Source organism: Pseudomonas sp. P179, from assembly GCF_000478485.2.
Classification (GTDB): Bacteria; Pseudomonadota; Gammaproteobacteria; order Pseudomonadales; family Pseudomonadaceae; genus Pseudomonas; species Pseudomonas aeruginosa.
Window position 1 is genome coordinate 1452769 of sequence record NZ_KI517354.1, and the last position, 16183, is coordinate 1468951.

General features: G+C 69.6%; 17 protein-coding genes. 4 read left to right on the forward strand and 13 right to left on the reverse strand.

Going from position 1 to position 16183, the window contains the following annotated elements:
• Positions 1-20: 20 nt before the first annotated feature.
• Positions 21-341 carry a phosphate-starvation-inducible protein PsiE gene (locus HMPREF1224_RS0112075; protein WP_010793269.1) on the reverse strand — a complete coding sequence of 107 codons (321 nt, stop codon included), beginning with the start codon at positions 339-341 and terminating at the stop codon, positions 21-23.
• Between the two features lie 174 nt (positions 342-515).
• Here HMPREF1224_RS0112075 and HMPREF1224_RS19390 point away from each other — a divergent pair, with 174 nt between their 5' ends.
• Positions 516-803 carry a DUF3509 domain-containing protein gene (locus HMPREF1224_RS19390; protein ID WP_003091839.1) on the forward strand — a complete coding sequence of 96 codons (288 nt, stop codon included), beginning with the start codon at positions 516-518 and terminating at the stop codon, positions 801-803.
• On the opposite strand, the gene HMPREF1224_RS19395 is transcribed toward HMPREF1224_RS19390, so the two are convergent.
• The 9 genes from HMPREF1224_RS19395 to HMPREF1224_RS19435 all read right to left on the reverse strand — a co-directional run bounded on the left by HMPREF1224_RS19395 (position 796) and on the right by HMPREF1224_RS19435 (position 11323).
• Positions 796-2151, reverse strand: a complete 1356-nt coding sequence (locus HMPREF1224_RS19395) for a TolC family outer membrane protein (protein ID WP_003119606.1) — start codon at positions 2149-2151, stop codon at positions 796-798. The genes HMPREF1224_RS19390 and HMPREF1224_RS19395 overlap by 8 nt on opposite strands.
• Positions 2148-3479: an HlyD family type I secretion periplasmic adaptor subunit gene (locus HMPREF1224_RS19400; protein ID WP_003098666.1), complete on the reverse strand. Its 1332-nt coding sequence runs from the start codon at positions 3477-3479 to the stop codon at positions 2148-2150. The genes HMPREF1224_RS19395 and HMPREF1224_RS19400 overlap by 4 nt, the downstream gene beginning before the upstream one ends.
• Complete coding sequence (locus HMPREF1224_RS19405; RefSeq protein WP_010793270.1) at positions 3476-5266, reverse strand: type I secretion system permease/ATPase; 1791 nt, start codon at positions 5264-5266, stop codon at positions 3476-3478. The genes HMPREF1224_RS19400 and HMPREF1224_RS19405 overlap by 4 nt, the downstream gene beginning before the upstream one ends.
• A 217-nt stretch (positions 5267-5483) precedes the next feature.
• Complete coding sequence (hasA, locus tag HMPREF1224_RS19410; protein WP_003091842.1) at positions 5484-6101, reverse strand: heme acquisition protein HasA; 618 nt, start codon at positions 6099-6101, stop codon at positions 5484-5486.
• Positions 6102-6186: 85 nt separating this feature from the next.
• Entirely contained in the window at positions 6187-8862 is a 2676-nt protein-coding gene (hasR, locus tag HMPREF1224_RS19415) for a heme uptake receptor HasR (RefSeq protein ID WP_010793271.1), read from the reverse strand.
• Positions 8863-9071: 209 nt separating this feature from the next.
• Positions 9072-10058 (reverse strand): FecR family protein, encoded by a 987-nt coding sequence (locus HMPREF1224_RS19420; RefSeq protein ID WP_010793272.1) that lies wholly within the window; start codon positions 10056-10058, stop codon positions 9072-9074.
• Positions 10059-10122: 64 nt separating this feature from the next.
• Positions 10123-10638, reverse strand: a complete 516-nt coding sequence (locus tag HMPREF1224_RS19425) for an RNA polymerase sigma factor (protein WP_003107536.1) — start codon at positions 10636-10638, stop codon at positions 10123-10125.
• A gap of 77 nt (positions 10639-10715) precedes the next feature.
• Positions 10716-10934 carry a hypothetical protein gene (locus tag HMPREF1224_RS19430; RefSeq protein ID WP_003107534.1) on the reverse strand — a complete coding sequence of 73 codons (219 nt, stop codon included), beginning with the start codon at positions 10932-10934 and terminating at the stop codon, positions 10716-10718.
• A gap of 119 nt (positions 10935-11053) precedes the next feature.
• Entirely contained in the window at positions 11054-11323 is a 270-nt protein-coding gene (locus HMPREF1224_RS19435) for a DUF2790 domain-containing protein (protein ID WP_010793273.1), read from the reverse strand.
• A gap of 209 nt (positions 11324-11532) precedes the next feature.
• Here HMPREF1224_RS19435 and HMPREF1224_RS19440 point away from each other — a divergent pair, with 209 nt between their 5' ends.
• The 3 genes from HMPREF1224_RS19440 (at position 11533) to HMPREF1224_RS19450 (ending at position 12911) form a co-directional block, all read left to right on the forward strand.
• Positions 11533-11799 carry a YebG family protein gene (locus HMPREF1224_RS19440; protein ID WP_003091854.1) on the forward strand — a complete coding sequence of 89 codons (267 nt, stop codon included), beginning with the start codon at positions 11533-11535 and terminating at the stop codon, positions 11797-11799.
• A gap of 35 nt (positions 11800-11834) precedes the next feature.
• Positions 11835-12419: a hypothetical protein gene (locus HMPREF1224_RS19445; protein WP_003119595.1), complete on the forward strand. Its 585-nt coding sequence runs from the start codon at positions 11835-11837 to the stop codon at positions 12417-12419.
• Between the two features lie 93 nt (positions 12420-12512).
• Positions 12513-12911: a DUF2809 domain-containing protein gene (locus HMPREF1224_RS19450; RefSeq protein WP_003107529.1), complete on the forward strand. Its 399-nt coding sequence runs from the start codon at positions 12513-12515 to the stop codon at positions 12909-12911.
• Here HMPREF1224_RS19450 and HMPREF1224_RS19455 read toward each other — a convergent pair whose 3' ends face one another.
• From HMPREF1224_RS19455 to pdhA, 3 genes are read right to left on the reverse strand one after another with little or no spacing between them, the layout of a single operon-like run.
• Positions 12912-14024 carry a dihydrolipoamide acetyltransferase family protein gene (locus HMPREF1224_RS19455; protein WP_003138213.1) on the reverse strand — a complete coding sequence of 371 codons (1113 nt, stop codon included), beginning with the start codon at positions 14022-14024 and terminating at the stop codon, positions 12912-12914.
• A gap of 17 nt (positions 14025-14041) precedes the next feature.
• Complete coding sequence (locus tag HMPREF1224_RS19460; protein WP_003106981.1) at positions 14042-15043, reverse strand: alpha-ketoacid dehydrogenase subunit beta; 1002 nt, start codon at positions 15041-15043, stop codon at positions 14042-14044.
• Positions 15036-16133 (reverse strand): pyruvate dehydrogenase (acetyl-transferring) E1 component subunit alpha, encoded by a 1098-nt coding sequence (gene pdhA / locus HMPREF1224_RS19465; protein WP_003106978.1) that lies wholly within the window; start codon positions 16131-16133, stop codon positions 15036-15038. The genes HMPREF1224_RS19460 and pdhA overlap by 8 nt, the downstream gene beginning before the upstream one ends.
• Positions 16134-16183: the final 50 nt, after the last annotated feature.

Below are 16183 nucleotides of genomic sequence, written 5' to 3' on the forward strand. Positions count from 1 at the left end.
AGAACTACGAAAAAGGAAATCTACGCCATAACCCAATAATTTTTCTGAGTTTTGAAGAGATTCTTGCACTGCAAAAAAATGTTAGTTACAGGGCGATTGGTCTTGAAGTAGATACCGACCATCGCGCCCAACTCGAGGTAGATGAACCGCAGGAGGATGTCGTCGATCGACGCATGCCCCTTGTTCACCATCCCCAGGAAGGCCGCGCCCGCCGCCCAGAACACCGTGGCGCCGATGGCGAACAGGGCCAGGTAGTGGAAGGCCTCCACCAGCAGGTTGCCGAGGCTCTCCGCCTGGTGGTGCATGCTTGCGCGCAGGCGCTCGGCCCGATTCTGTTTCATAGCTTCTCCCGACAAAGATGACGGCCACCTGGCCCGAAGCGTGCAAGGCCCAGGCCAAGGCACGTGCGCAGATAGACGTCCGCACGTCGGCGCAGGGTACAGCCCGGCGGTGACAAAGAACTTTCCGGGCGGTACCCAGTCCCAACCAGCACGACAGCATTCAGGTGGTCCACCATGACCGACAGCAGCCCTTTCCAGCTCCTCACCGAGGCCTTCCAGGCCGAGTACCGGGTCAACCTCAGCCTGGAGCGGCCGGACGGCAGCATCGTCCTCACCCTCTCCAACGAACGCGGGGTCGCCGCCAAGCGCCTGATCCGACCGGCGCAACTGCATGACCTGGAACAGTTGCAGCGGATGATCGAGAGCATCCGCTTCGGCATCGCCATCGAAAACGGCACCAGCGCGCCGCAACTGTTGCAGGCGATGACCCAAGGCAAGGCACGCTGGCCGATAGCTATCTGATGGCAGCGGCGACCTGCGCGCGTCCTTCGCCGGCGCCGAAATAGGCGGCCAGTACCGCCAGGTCGCGGTCTTCCAGCACCCCCGCCAGCTGGCGCAGGCGCAGCCAGGCGTTGAGGTAGGCGTAGCGCGCTTCCGCCAGGTCGCGGCGGGCGCCGTAGAACTGCTGTTCGGCGTCCAGCACGTCGCGATTGACCCGCTCCCCGCCGGCGACGCTGCGCCGCGTCGCCGTCACCTGTTCGCGCGCCGCCGCCACCGCCATCTCGTAGGCACGCACCTTGGCCAGGCTGCTGGCGGTCAGGTCGAACTGGCTGTGCAGGTCATTGATCACACTGGCCACCTGGGCATCCAGCTCGGCCTGGGCCTGGGCGTACTTGTCGCCGGCCTGGCGGGTCGCTGCCGACACCCGCCCGCCCTCGAACAGCGGCAGGCTGAGACGCAGGCCGACACTGTCGGTGTCGTATTTCTGCTCGTAGGTGCTTTCCGAAGCCGAGTGCGTCTTGCTGCTGCTGGCGTAGAGGCTGAGCCTGGGCAAGTGGCCGGCACGATTGCGCTCCACCTCGTAGGCTGCCGCCTCCAGCGCATGGCGCTGGGCGCCCAGCTCGGCGCTGCGTTGCAGGGCCACCTGGCGCCAGCCTTCGAAGGTCGCCGGTTGCAGGCGCAGCGCCGGGAAGCGCTCGATGGGCGCGGCCAGTTCGCGATCCTCCAGTGCCTGCCCGAGCATCGCCTCCAGCGTACGCCGCGCCGCCGCCGCGCGATCGCTGGCGGCGATCTCCTCGGCGCGGGTCAGGCTCAGCCGGGCGCGGGTCTCCAGCAGGTCGGTGCGGGTGCCCTCGCCTTCCTCGAAGGCACGCTGGTTGAACGCCAGCTGGGTTTCCAGGGCGCGCCGCTGGGCTTCGGCCAGGACCACCTGCTCGCGGGCGAACAGGGTTTCGCTGTAGGCGGCGAACAGGCGCACCGCCAGTTCCTGGCTGCGCCCGCGGAACTGTTCGTCGGCGAACAGCGCCTGGGCCTCGCCCTGGCGGTAGCGCGCGTAGGCCTCGTAGTCGAACAGCGGCTGCTCCAGGCTGAGGGTCGAGGCGTAGCTGCGATAGTCGCGCTCGACGCGGGCGTCGCCCTGGCTGACGGTGGAGTCGTTGCGCGCCTTGTTGTAGTCGTAGCGCAGGCTCGGCAGCAGGCCGGCACGGCCGATGGCGCGGTTTTCGCTGCCGGCGCGGCGCTCGTGGAGCGCCGCCTGGAAGGTCGGGTCGTGGCGCACCGCCAGTTGGTAGGCGTCCAGCAGGCCCAGCGCCTGGGCCGAAGAGGCCGAAAGCAGCGCGGAGGACAGCAGGCAGGCTCGCAGGCGATTCATTCTTCCCCCAGCGCCAGGTGGGTACGGTCGGCCAGCGGCTTGAACAGGTAGTTCAACAGCGAGCGCTCGCCGCTGCGAACGAAGGCCTCCACCGGCATCCCCGGGCGGATCTCCAGGCCGGCCAGGCGACGTACGCCCTCCTCGCCTACGCGGATGCGCACCCGGTAGTACGGCGCCTCGCTGCGCTCGTCCAGCAGGCGGTCGGCCGAGACCAGGGTCACTTCGCCCTCCACCCGCGGCGTAGTGCTCTGGTTGAAGGCGCTGAACATCAGCTCCACCGGCAGGCCGACGCGGACCTTGTCGACCATCTCCACCGGCAGCCGAGCGTCCACCAGCAGCGGCTGGCGCTCCGGGAGGATTTCCATCAGTTGCTGGCCGGGCGCGATCACGCCGCCCTCGGTGAACACTTCCTGGCCGACCACCAGGCCGGCGACCGGCGCCCGTACCTCGCTGTTGGCCAGGTCGAAGCGCGCGCTGGCCAGGCGATTGCGCAACTCCTCGGCGCGCACCTGGGCGTCGGCCAGGCTGGCGCGCACCTCTTCCTGGAACTTCTCCCGCCGCTGGGCCATGCGCAGGCGCAGTTCGAGGATCTGCCGGCGGGTACTGCCGAGGCTGCCGAGGTCGCCGGCGATCTCGCCGTTGACCTGGGCCAGCAGGCGCTCGCTGTCGAGCAGGCGGTTGCGCGGCACGTAGCCCTCGCTGGCCAGTTGGCGCAGGCCGCGCAACTGTTCCTCGAGGGCGGCGCGCTGCTGCTCCTTGCTGCGCAGCGCGGCTTGCAGGCCGTCCAGTTGCGCCTGGCTGCCGGCGACCGTCTCGGCGAGACCATCGAGTTCCAGGCGCAGCGCCCGCCGACGGCTGTCGTGCAACTGCCGCTGCTGTTCCAGCAGGGTCGGCAGGCGCGGGTCGTCCAGCGCCAGCAGCTCGGCGGGAAACTCGATCCGCGCCTTTTCATCGCGCTCGGCGCTCAGCCGCGCCAGACTCGCCAGCGCCGCCAGGTACTGGGCGAACAGGCCATCGGCCTGGGCCCGGGCCTGGGTAGCGTCCATCTCCAGCAGCACCTGTCCTGCCTCCACCCGCTCGCCTTCGTGCACGCGGATGTGCCTGACCAGGCCGCCGGTAGGGTGCTGCACGGCCTTGCGACTACCGGCCACCATCACCGTGCCGGAGACCCCGACGCCCTTGTCCAGCGGGGCCAACCCGGCCCACAGGAGAAAGCCGACGAAGCCGAGCAGCACCAGCCCCCAGCCGAGCCGGGAAAAACGCTTCTCGTCCAGTTCCAGCGCCGCGCCGCCGGCGCCGACTTCGCGCAACCGCGCCTGCCCGCTCATCGCGCCGCTCCTCCCGGCACACCGCCGACCGGCATCCCCGGTCCCGGCCGGTAGCCGAAACCGAACGCCGGCGTCGGCCGTGTCGGCGCCGGGGCCGCAGCGGCCGGCGGCGAGGCGCTGGCAAGCACCTCGGCGGTCGCGCCGAAACGCTGCAGGCGTCCGCCATGCAGCAACAACAGCTTGTCGGTCAGCGCCAGCACCGCCGGCTTGTGGGCGACCAGCACCAGGCTGCTGCCGTGCCGGCGCATCGCCGCGATGGCCTCGGCCAGGGCCGCCTCACCCGCCTCGTCGAGGCTGGCATTGGGTTCGTCGAGCACGATCAGCGCCGGTCGCCCGTACAGCGCGCGGGCCAGGCCGATGCGCTGGCGCTGGCCGCCGGAGAGTCCAGCGCCGCCGTCGCCAAGGCGCGTGTCGTAGCCCTGCGGCAGGCGCAGCACCAGGTCGTGTACGCCGGCCAGGCGCGCTGCCGCCACCACCTTCTCGGCATCCACCTCGGCGAAGCGCGCGATGTTCTCGGCGATGCTGCCGGCGAACAGTTGCACGTCCTGGGCCAGGTAGCCGATGTGCGGCCCCAGTGCCGCCGCGCTCCACTGCCGCAGGTCGGCGCCGTCCAAGCGCACCGCGCCGGACAGCGGCTGCCAGGCGCCCACCAGCAAGCGCGCCAGGGTCGACTTGCCGGAACCGGACGGCCCGATCACGCCGAGCGCTTCGCCAGGCTCCAGGGCGAAACCGAGGTCCTGCAACAATGCCTGCTCGCGTCCCGGCGCGGCCGCGCAGAGCCGCTCGACGCGCAACGCGCCGCGCGGCGCCGGCAGCGGCATGCCCAGGGCAGCCGGCGGATTCTCCTCGAGCAGCCGCGCCAGCCGCTGGTAGGCCTGCCGCGCGCCGCTCCACTGGCGCCAGACCGCGATCAACTGGTCGATGGGGCTGAGCACGCGGCCCATCAGGATCGAGCCGGCGATCATCATCCCCGGGGTGATCAGGCCTTCCACCGCCAGCCAGGCGCCGAGACCGAGCACCAGCGACTGCAAGGCCAGGCGCACGCCCTTGGAGGTCGCGCCGATCGCCGCGCTGCGCTCGCTGCCGAGGTTCTGCCGGGCAAGGAAGGCCTGGTGCTGGGCGAACCAGCGCGCGCGCATGGCCGGCAACATGCCCATTGCCGCCAGGGTTTCCGCCTGGCGCAGGTTGGCCGAGGCCTGCTGGGTGGCGAGGATCGACAGTTGCCCGGCCTCGGCCAGCGGTTCGCGCGAGCGGCTTTCGTTGACCCAGGCGAGCAGCACCAGCAGCAGCGCCCCAACCAGGGCGAGCAGGCCGAGCCAGGGACTGAAGAGGAAGATCACCAGCAGGTAGAGCGGGAACCAGGGCGCGTCGAAGAAGGCGAACAGGGCGTTGCCGGTGAGGAACTGGCGCAGGCTGGTCAGGTCGTTCAGCGCCTGCCCGACGGCCTGCTCGCCGCGCTCCAGGCTGGCGCGGAACGAGGCGTCGTAGATGCGCTGGTTGAGTTGCATGTCGAGCTGGCCGCCGAGGCGGATCACCACCAGGCTGCGCACCCACTCCAGGGCGCCGAGCAGCAGGTAGAGGCCGAGCACCATGAGGGTCAGCATCAGCAGGGTCATGTGGTTGCCGGAGCCGAGCACCCGGTCGTAGACCTGCAGCATGTACAGCGACGGCGCCAGCATCAGCAGGTTGATCACCGCGGTGAACAGCGCGACGCTGCGCAGCGCCGGGCGGAAGCGGCCGAGGGTGGCGAGGATTTCATTGCGCGGCGAGGCCGGCCGGAGCTTCATCGGAGTCGGGTCCTGTGGGTGTCCGGGCCGCGAGCGGGCCCGGAGGACATTGCGGCAGTCTCCGCTTGCCGGGCACGGCCGGCGGAGGAACAATCCGGGGGCCGCCGTCGCCACGGGTGCGAGGCGCAGCGACGGCGGTTCGTGCGCCGGAGAGGAGCGCCAACTCCTCTCCGGCCTTTAGCGCAAGCAGTCCACGAACGCTATCGTGGACAGTTGCTCAGGCCGCCAGGGCCAGGTCGTGCGGCAGTTCCTGCACGCCGACCACGCCGATTTCCGCCGCTGCCGCAGCCGGGGTGGCATGGGCGACGCCGGCCGCGGCCAACTGGTCGAAGGTGGAGTTGATCGACAGGCTCGGGTCGACCGCTTTCAGCAGCGCGTCGATCTGCCCCTGCAGGGCGCTGCTGTCACCGCTCATCAGGCCGTAGACCACCTTGTGCACGGTGCCGTCGCGGCCCTGGGCGATCGGCGAATCCAGGCCCAGGTTGCTGAAGCTCACCTCCTGGCTGTCCAGGGCATAGCCACCGCTGGAGGCGCCGCCGGTCAGGGTGTCGCCGAGGGCGATGCTGTCCAGCTTGCCCCACAGGGTGTGGCTGGGGTTGCTGAACAGGGTGTAGTGGAGGTCGCCGCCGGCGATGAAGGCCGCGTCGCTGGCGGTGCTCTTCAGCGCGTACTGGCTGCCGTCGAACGGACCGGGGTTGAAGCCGCCGGTATTGCTGCCGTCCACCACCTGGCCCGGACGATGGTTGACGTCGCCGAAGTAGGCCGACCAGTCCGCCAGGTAATCCGCTACGGTCCAGCCGCTGTAGGTGGTGCTGTAGGAAATCGAAATGCTCATGCCAAAACTCCAATTCAACGAGTGGTGAATGCCGGAGCGCACGGATGCCCGCTCCGGTTTTGCCCTTCACTGGGCAAAACGGGGGTCAGAACTGGTATTCGAGGGTGCCTTGCAGGGTCCGCCCGCGACCGAGGGTGAAGGCCAGCACGTCGCCCAGCGGCACCAGGTAGGCGCGGTCGGTGACGTTCTCCATGGCCAGGCGCAGGGTCAGTTCATCGCTCACCCGGTAGCTGCCGTACAGGTCGTAGACGGTGTATTCCTTCCAGTCCGCCGGGTACACGCCGGCCTGCGACACCGTGGCGCCGCCAGCCACCGAGTAGCCTTCGCTGTAGCGGGCACGGGCGCCGACGTCCAGCCTGCGGTCGAAGAAGCGCATGCCCAGGGTCAGCGAGCCGCGATCCATCGGCATGTGTTCGGCGGAGCCGAGCACCGCGCTGCAATGGGTGGCGGCGTTGGCCTGCTCGTCCGGCCGCATGTCGATCACCGGCGGGCGGCGACCGCTGCCCTTCACCGTCTGGGTGACGCCGCCGAGCCAGGCGGTCTTCGAACAGAAGTCGTTGCTGCCGATCATGTGCGTGTAGGAGAGCTGCCCGTAGGCCAGCCCGGCATCGTAGTCGAGCTGGTACTCGACGCCACGGAAGCGCGTGCTGTCGAGGTTGTTGACGTAGGCGCTGTTGCCGATCCCGGCCATGCCGTAGCCCGGCGGCTGCATGCCCATGCCCATGAAGATGAAGTCGTCGACCCGGGTGTCGAAGTAGGCGACCTTCAGGCCCAGGCGGTCGTCGCTGAACCAGAGGTTCTCCTTCAGCACGTTGAAACCGACTTCCCAGGCCTTCGAGCGCTCCGGACTGAGGAACGGGTTGGGGTACATGTTTTCCGCGCCGCCGCCGTGGGGGCGGCCGGTGATCAGGCTCTCGGTCACCGCCGGCGGGCGCCAGCCCTTGCCGTAGGTGGCGAACAACTGCAACCAGTCGACGCCGGGCTTGACCGACAGGCCGAAGGTCGGCGAGAAGCGCCCCTCCTCGCGGTCGACGGCGTATTGCAGCGGCATGTCGGTCTGCCGGGTGGTGCCAAGGATGAAGGTGCGCGCGTTGAAGCCGGTGTCGCCGCGCAGGCGGTAGCGGTCGTAACGCAGCCCGGCGTTGAGGTTGAGCCAGTCGTCGTAGTCGTAGTCGAGACGGGCGAACAGGCTACCGAGGGCGCGGTCGCCCTTGGGGGTCATGCCTTCGGCCGCAGGGAAGCCGACCGCCGAGGTGCTCGCCCGCGGCTGGCTGGAGTCCGGCCGCACCTTGTCGTAGAAGAACTCCAGGCCATAGTTGGCGCGCAGCGTGGAGAGATCGTCGAGAGCGAAGGTCGAGGTGTTCTGCGCCTGCGCGCCGTAGGTGTCGGTCTGGTAGGTGATCGAGTAGCCGGGGGTGATACCGCGTTGCAGGGTCTGCTGGCGGTTGCGGTTGTCGACGTAGTAGAGCTTGGCCTTGAAGTCCACCAACGGGTTGTCCGGCGCGTAGCCGTAGTCGATGGCGAAGTTCTGCGCACGCACGTCGCTGCTGCCGAGCTTTTCCCAGAGCGCCTGGTTCTCGGTGTTGAGCATGTTGGCGTCGTCGTAGGACACCTGGGTGGTCAGGTAGCTGAACTGCAGGCGCTGGTCCTGCGGCAGGGCGACGCCAAGCTTGGCCAGTCGCGAGCGCATCACGTAGCCGGAGTAGGCCACCGGCGAATGCTTGACCCGCTGCCCGGCCTCGGGATTGAACCAGGCGCCGGTGCGCAGCTCGCCAATGCTGCCCTTGGTCCCCGGGTCGTAGTCGCCCAGGTGGCGCTCGCTGGCGGCGACCAGCATGTCCCAGACCTCGGTGCCGATGGCGAAGGCCGCGCTGCCGATGAAGTGGGTGCCATTGGCGTCGCCGCCCAGGCCGCTGGTGAGGCGCACCCGGCCACCGACCTGCTTGCCCGGCCTGACCAGGTCGCGGGCCTCCAGGGTGCGGAAGTTGGCGATCCCGCCGATCACCCCGGCGCCGCCCATGGCCGAGCTGGCGCCCTTGTCGATGACCACCTCGCTGAGCAGCTCGGGATCGACGTAGAGCGTCCCGTTGCGCTGCTGGTGGCCGCTCTGCTGGTAGTTCTGGCGCATGCCGTCGACCGACATGTTGACCCGCCCGTAGTCCTGGATGCCACGGATGTTCACCGACAGGCCGGGGTCCTGCTGGCTCACCGAGGAGTACACCCCGGGGGATTCCTCGAGCATGTCGGCGGCATGCCGCGGCGGGTTGCGCTCGATCTGCTCGCGGCCGATCACGCTGACCGAATGCGGCGTCCGGTAGACCCAGTCGTCCGGACGCGCGGCGGAGATCACCGAGGGCGACATCTGCACCAGGTCGTCCTGGCTGACGCGGATCAGGCTCAATTGGTCCTTGCCGGAGAAGCGGTATTCCACCGGGCTGCCCTGGAGCATCTGGCTCAGGCCGTCGGCCAGCACGTATTCGCCGTGCACCGCCGCGCTGCCGAGACCGGCGAAACGCTGGCTGTCGAAGAACACCTGGACCCCGGCCTGCTCGGCGAATCGCAGCAGGGCGCGGTTCAGCGGTTGTGCCGGGATGTCCAGCCGGACCCGGCGCAACGCGGTCTGCTGCTGGCTCGCCGAGTCCGCCCCGTCTTGCGCATGCAGCGGTAGCGCGGCCGTTCCCAGCAGGACCAGGCCCAGCCCCAGGGCCAGTTGCGCCCCCTTGCGACCGCCTCGCACGGCACTCCATCCACGATGTTTCATGACAGCGCCTACACTCCATCGTTTTATGTAATAAGAATCAGTCTCGTTAAGAGAACGATGGAGGCAGGGAAAGTCAGTAACGGAAATCGAGAAAATTTTTCGCCGGCGGGATCCACGGCTCGAAAATGCGCTTCCCGGCCCCTGCCGGAACAAGCGCGCGGGGCGACTGCCCGGCCCGTGGTCGAGGCTCTCGGAAGCGATCGCGCCGCTCAGTACAGCAGCGTCACTCCCGCCAGGCCCAGGCTGCGCACGCCCAGCTCATCGCTGATCGACTGCAACGAGGCCTCCAGGTCGGCGAGCCGGAATACCCCGCTGACCCGCCGCTGCGCCAACGCACCGGGAGCCACCAGCAAATGCCCCGGCCGGTAGCGATTGAGGCGCGCCACCACCTCGCCCAGCGGCTGCTCGTCGAAGACCAGCAGGCCGCGCCGCCAACTGGTCAGGTCGTCGAGGCGACCGCCCAGCGGCGCCTCGACGCCGCCCTCCGCGCTGTAGCGCAGGCTCTCGCCCTCGCCCAGCTCGCGGCGTCCGACGGTCCCCGTGCGCGGATGCGCCAGGGCCACCGCGACGCGGTGTTCGAGCACCCCGACCTGGACGCTGCCGTCGTCGTTGCGGCTGACCAGGAACCGAGTGCCCAGCGCGCGAGTGCTGCCGCCGGCGCTTTCCACCACGAAGGGCCGGGTCTCCCGGCCCGCGCGTGGGGCGGCGCGGAAGATCGCGCTGCCTTCGAGCAGGCGCACCCGTCGCTCGCGGCTGTCGTAGGCGACATCGATGGCGCTCTGTGCGTCCAGTTCGACCTCGCTGCCATCCACCAGCCGCAGGATGCGCACCTCGCCCTTGCCGGTGGCGTGGTCGGCCAGCCAGCTCACGCCGGCGTCGCGTTCGTTCCAGGCGCTGCCCAGGGCCAGCAGCACCGCCGCCGCCGCGGCCCAGCCGCGCCAGCCCTTGCGCCGCCCCCCGGCGCGGCGCGGCGCGCTGGCGACCGGCGTCTGAACCATCGTCCGCGGTTCGGCCAGCGATCCCAGCTGTTTCCAGGTCCGTTGCGCCAGCGCCAGCGCGGCCGGGTGCCGGGGGTCAGCCGCCAGCCAGCCGTCCAGCGCTTCGCGCCGGGACCGGTCGAGGTCGCCGCCGTCCAGGCGGATCGCCCATTCGGCGGCCTGCTGGCGGATCTGCTGTTGTTCCTGGGGGCTGTTCACGTGCGGCTCTCGTTGGTCGTTATAGAGGTTCAGACGCGCGAACCGGCAAGACTCGGTAATCCATTCAGCGGGAATCCTCGAGTGCCTGCATCACATGGGCCAGGGCGCGGGCCAGGTGCTTCTGCACCGAGCTATCGGAGATTTCCAGGCGTCTCGCCACCTCGGCATGGGTCAGCCCCTCCAGACGGTTGAGACGGAAGATCTCACGGGTGCGCGGCGGCAGTTCGGCGACTATCTCGCGCAGGCGGGCAAGCGCATCGGCATCCACCGCGGACTCCTCGGGGCCGGGCTGGTCGGCGACGAACCCGGCGAGGTCGTCGTTGGGCCGGGTCTCGGTGCGGCGCCGCCGTTCCTGCCGGTAATGGTCGATGGTGAGGTTGTGCGCGGTGCGGTAGAGATAGGCGTCGACATGCTCGATCGGCTCCTTGTGCCGCTGCTCGGCCAGGCGCAGGAAGCTTTCCTGCGCCAGGTCCGCCGCCAGGTGTGGATCACGGGTCTTGCGCAACAGATACGACTGCAACTGCCGGGCATGCCTGAGAAACAGTGCCTTGAGATCCTGCTCCGCCAACGGCGCATCCACCCACGTCCTTTCAGAAGGGCAGCAGCATATTTTTTATGATAATGATTTTCAATCGTATTCTTGTGAGATGCCGGGGCTCAGCCGAACACCGAGCCGCCGCCGAGGTAGGCCAGGCCCGCGCCAAGGGCCGCCAGCGCCAGCGGCGGGCGCATCGGCGCGTCGTTGATGGCGAAGGCCAGTTGCGCCAGCGGAAACAGCAGCAGGCAGAGCAATGCGCAGGGGATCGAACGGCGGCCGCCGCTGGCCACGGACCAGACGTAGCCGATGAGCAGAAGGGCGAAACCGAAGTCTTGCATGCCGGGCATCCTTGCGGGGCGGAAGGTATGCGCCGCGCAACGGGCGGCAGGCGCGCAACCTTAGCAGAAGCGCGGGAGCCGAGGAAAACCCGGCGCGGCCCGTGCCGCGCCGGGTTCGCTCAATTGCCGCTGCAACCGCTGCCCCAGGCCTTGTACTCGACGGTATGCCGCTCGCCCTGCGAGTCCTCGTAGACCAGGCGCGCCGGGACGATCCCACAGGCGCTCCACAGGTCGGTCTTGTAGATCACCCGGGCGATGTCCAGGCGCCCTTCCACGTAATGCTGGCGGAGCGATTTCGAGTCCGGGTTGGGTCCGTAGGGCTGCTGCTGCGCCTGGGCCAGCGGCGCCAGGCCGAGCAGCGCGACAAGTGCCAACGGGATCACTTTCATGAGGATGTCTCCTTGGTAGAACGTTCAGCCTGAAACTACGCTGCGGAGACTGTCAGGCTCATGAGCCCGGCGTGACATTTCTGTCAGACGACGACCGCCCCGGCAATGCGCCAGCAATCCTGGCGCTATCCACGGACGGCAAGACGCCATATACTGTATGGATAACCAGTCAAAGCAACCTTGCGACTCAGAAGGCACAGAGGTGATGAATGGCCGTCGAAGTGGTGTACCGCAGCAGCCGGGATCAGGAGCGTTTGTTCATGGACAAGGCTGAAGCCGATCGTTACGACAAGATGCTGGAGCTGGCGGAAACGCTGGCCGAGGTGCTGCAGAAGGCGGTGCCGTCGCTGAAGGAGGAACAGGTGGAAGAACTCGGCATCTTCATGGCGAAGAACCGCGACGCCTTCGCCCGCGCCTTCAAGAACCAGCCGGACGCCCTCAACGAACTGTTCGAGGAAAACGCCGCGGACGAATGAGCCGCCGCTGCAAGCAAAGCGCAAGGAGCCGAAACATGCCGCGACAACTTGCCGGCCTGCTGTGCGTCCTCCTCGGCCTCGCCGGCGCCCCTGCCCTCGCCTGCCCGTTCCGGGCCACGGACGCCGAGACACCGGCAGCCTCTGCCGGCGCCGCGCAGGTCCTGGCCCTGGGCGGCACCGGCAGACTGCAACTCGACCTGCAACGGGCCCCCGCCACCCTGCTGCACAGCGGCGACCTGCTGATCGCTCGCTACGCCGAGGGTCATTACCTCGCCCACCGCCTGCTCGAAGGCAACGAGATGGGCGCGGACGAGGGCGAACGGCTCGACCTTCCGCGACAGGTTCGCCTGCTCTTCGGAGCCCTGCCGCTGGACGGCCTGCCCGACGCCGAGCGCGAGCGTCTCCAGGCGCAGCGCCAGGCCCTCGGCCTGTGCGACCGGCGCGCCAGCGTCAGCCGCTACCGCGTGGCCGGCACCGAGGTCTATCGCCTGCGCGGCAGCCAGGCCGGCAAGCCCTACCACGCGCTCTACCTGCTCGACGGTCCCCAGGTGCACTACCTCGACAGCTCCGGCAGCGACGCCTTCGTCGAGCAGTTGCTCGCCAGCCTGCGACGCCGCTGAGTCCGCGCGGCGCTTGTCCGACCCGCGCCCGGCTTGCCGGAAACCGGCGCTTGCCGTACAACGCCCGGCAGCCCCATCGACCAGGAAGGCCCCATGCCCGCTCTCCCCGCCTCCCCCGTCCGCTCCCGACGCTGGCGCCTGGACCGGCGCAGCCTGCTGCTGGCACTGCTGCTGTTCGGCCTGCTGGTCCTGCTCGCCACCCTGGGCCGGCATTGGGGCTGGATACGCAGCTTCGGCGGCGACCTGCTGGCGGTGGTCTGGCTCTACTACCTGATGGGCAGCGCGCTCAGGGCGCCGGCCGCCTGGCTGGCATCCGCCGCCTTTGCCGTCGGCGCGCTGCTGGAACTGGGCCAGTACCTGGCGGCGCAACTGCATTGGCAATTTTCCAGTCCCGTGCTGCGCATCGTTCTCGGTAGCACCGCCGACGGCTTCGACCTGCTCGCCTATGCCCTCGGCGCGCTGCTGGCATGGTGGCTGGAGCGCCGGCGCTGATCAGCCGTCGGGCTGCTCCAGGGCGTTCACCAGTACCTTGAGGAAACGCGCCGCCTCGCCACCGGTGGCGGCGCGGTGATCGAAGCTCAGCGAGAGCGGCAGGATCGGGTGGATCGCCATCTCGCCGCGCCAGGCCACTACTTCGTCGCGGATGCCGCCGGCGCCGAGGATGGCCACCTGCGGCGGCACCACCACGGGGTTGGCGTAGCGGCCGAACAGGGTGCCGAAGTTGGATAGGGTCAGGGTCGCGCCGAGCATTTCCGCCGGCGGGATCGAGCGTGCCTGGACGTCTTCGCGCAGGCGCCGCATACCGGCGCGCAGGTCCTCCGCCGAACGCGCACCGACGTCGCGCAGCACCGGCACGAACAGGCCGTCCGGGGTGTCCACGGCGATCCCCAGGTCGAGCCGCTCATGCAGTTTCAGCGACAACGAGGCGCCATCGAACCAGGCGTTGAGGGTCGGCTCGGCGCGACAGGCCTCGGCCAGCGCCTGGGCCAGGCGGATCAACGGGTCGCGTGCGGTCTTCCAGCGATGCAGGTCGGCGTCGCCGTAGATCGTCACCGGCACCACCTCGGCATGCGAGCGCGCCATGTTCAGCGCCATGCTCCGCCGTACCCCGCGCAAGCGCTCGCCGCCGAAGCGTTCGCGGGCGCCCTGGGCGGCGGCCTCGACGTCGGCGCGGGTGATCAGGCCATCCGGGCCGGAGCCGCTCAGGCCGGCCAGTTCGACGCCCTGCTGGCGGGCGAACTGGCGCACCGCCGGGGTCGCGCGCGGTGCCAGGTGTTCGCGGGTGGACGGTGCGGCGCCGATGAAGAAACGGTCCTCCAGGGCGCTACCGCCGCCCTCCAGGCGCCCCACCACGGTACCGGCGTCCGCCTCCTCGCCCTCGAAGCCCACCAGCGGTTCGCCGACGTGGAGGATGTCGCCCTCGGCGCCGAACAGCTTGCCCACCACCCCATCGTAGGGCGCAGGGATGTCCACCAGCGCCTTGGCGGTTTCCACCGAGACCAGGCGCTGGTCGGCGCGCACGCTGTCGCCGGCCTTGACGTGCCATTCGACGATTTCCGCTTCCTGCAGGCCCTCGCCCAGGTCGGGCAGCTTGAAGTGCTTCATGGTCGTCTCCCCTTGGCTCAGGCGTAGCCGAGCACGGTGTCGCAGGCCGCCAGGATGTCCTCCACGGCGGGCATGTACAGCGCTTCCAGGCGGTACAGCGGCGGCGGGATATCGGCCGCGGCGACCCGCTGGATCGGCGCCCGCAGGTCGAACAGGACACGCTCGTAGAGGCTCGCGGCGATTTCCCCGCCGAGGCCGCCACTCTTCGGCGCCTCATGGACGATCACGCAGCGACCGGTCTTGCGCACCGAGGCTTCGAGGGTGTCGAGGTCGAGCGGCTTGAGGCAGGCGACGTCGATCACTTCGGCCTCGATGCCGCGCTGCGCCAGGCGCTCGGCGGCCTGCTGGGTCTCGTGGACGCTGGCGCCCCAGCTGACCAGGGTCAGGTCGCCGCCTTCGCGAAGGGTGAAGCAACTGTCCAGCGGCAGGCGCCGGGCGTCGTCCGCCAGCGGCTGCGGGTTCATCCGGTAGAGCCGGGTCGGCTCGAGGAAGATCACCGGATCGGGATCGTCGATCGCCGCCAGGAGCAGGCCGTAGGCCCGCGCCGGCGACGACGGCACCAGCACGCGGACGCCGGGGATGTGCGCGAACATCGCCTCGGTCGCCTCGCTGTGGTGCTCCGGCGCGCGGATCCCCGCGCCCATCGGCGTGCGCAGCACCAACGGGCAGGCCAGGCGGCCGCGGGTGCGATTGCGCAGGCGGCTGGCATGGGACACCAGTTGCTCCATGGCGGCGTAGATGAAGCCCATGAACTGGATCTCCATCACCGGCTTCAGGCCCTGGGCGGCCATGCCGATGGACAGCCCGGCGATCATGTTCTCCGCCAGCGGCGTATCCAGCACCCGCTTGAAGCCGAAGCGCTCGCGCAGGCCGAGGGTGGCGCGAAACACCCCGCCGTTGACCCCGACGTCTTCGCCCAGCACCACCACCGTCTCGTCCTCGGCCATGGCCCGGTGCAACGCCAGGTTGACCGCCTCCAGAAGGGCCAGGCGTTTCGCTTCGCCGTTGCGCTCATTCATGTTCGGCCCCTCCCTGCCGCCGCGCGGCGCGCTCCAGCAATTGCTCGCGCTGCTCCTCCAGGACCGCCGGCCAGCGCGCGTAGACATGCTCGAACAGTGCCTGCGGCGCCTGCGCGGCGAACGTCTCGAAACGCTCCACCGCCTCCTGCACCCGCGCCTGGCACTCGCCCACCAGCGCCTGCTCGCGCTCCTCGTCCCACTGGCCGCGGCCGGCGAGGAAGGCGCGCAGGCGCTTGATCGGCTCCTCGCGCCAGGCCTGGTTGACCTCCTCGGCGGAACGGTAGCGGCTGGCGTCGTCGGCCGTGGTGTGGTCGCAGAGGCGATAGCTGATGCACTCCAGCAGGGTCGGCCCCTTGCCCTGGCGCGCGCGCTCCAGGGCCGCGCGGACGCGTTCGGCGACCGCCAGCACGTCGTTGCCGTCCACCTGTTCGCCGGGGAAGCCGGCACCCACCGCCTTCTCCGCCAGGGTCGGCGCGCCGCACTGGATGCGCCGCGGCACCGAGATCGCCCACTGGTTGTTGTTGACCACGAAGAGCACCGGCAACTGCCAGGCGCCCGCCACGTTCAGCGCCTCGAGGAAATCGCCCTTGCTGGTGGCGCCGTCGCCGCAGGTGGTCACCGCCACCCGGTGCTCGCCGCGGATGCGGAACGCCGAGGCGACCCCGCAGGCATGCAGGGCCTGGGTGGCGATCGGCACGCAGATGGGAAAGTCCTGCGCCGCCAGCGGTTCGGCGTAGTCGCTGCCGCGCTCGTCGCCGCCCCAGTAGAGGAGGATGTCCTCCATGCGCACGCCGCGCATCAATTGCACGGCGGTATCGCGGTAATACGGCACCAGCACGTCCTCGGCGCGCATCTGGCTGCCGATGGCCACGCCGATGGCTTCCTGGCCGAGGGTTGGCGCATAGGTGCCGATCCGCCCGGTACGCTGGAGGGCCACCGCCTTCTGGTCGAACAGGCGGGTCAGGAGCATCTGCCGGTAGAGGCCGACCAGCGCATCGCTGTCGCCGGCCCAGGCGGGCAACTCGCCGAGGGGCCGACCGTCGCTGTCGAGGTAGCGGGTGAAAGGCGGGTCGATCCGGTTGTGAACCATCGCAAACCTCCTCCGCACGCCGGGTAGGCGTGCCGCTCAGGGTCGCGCCG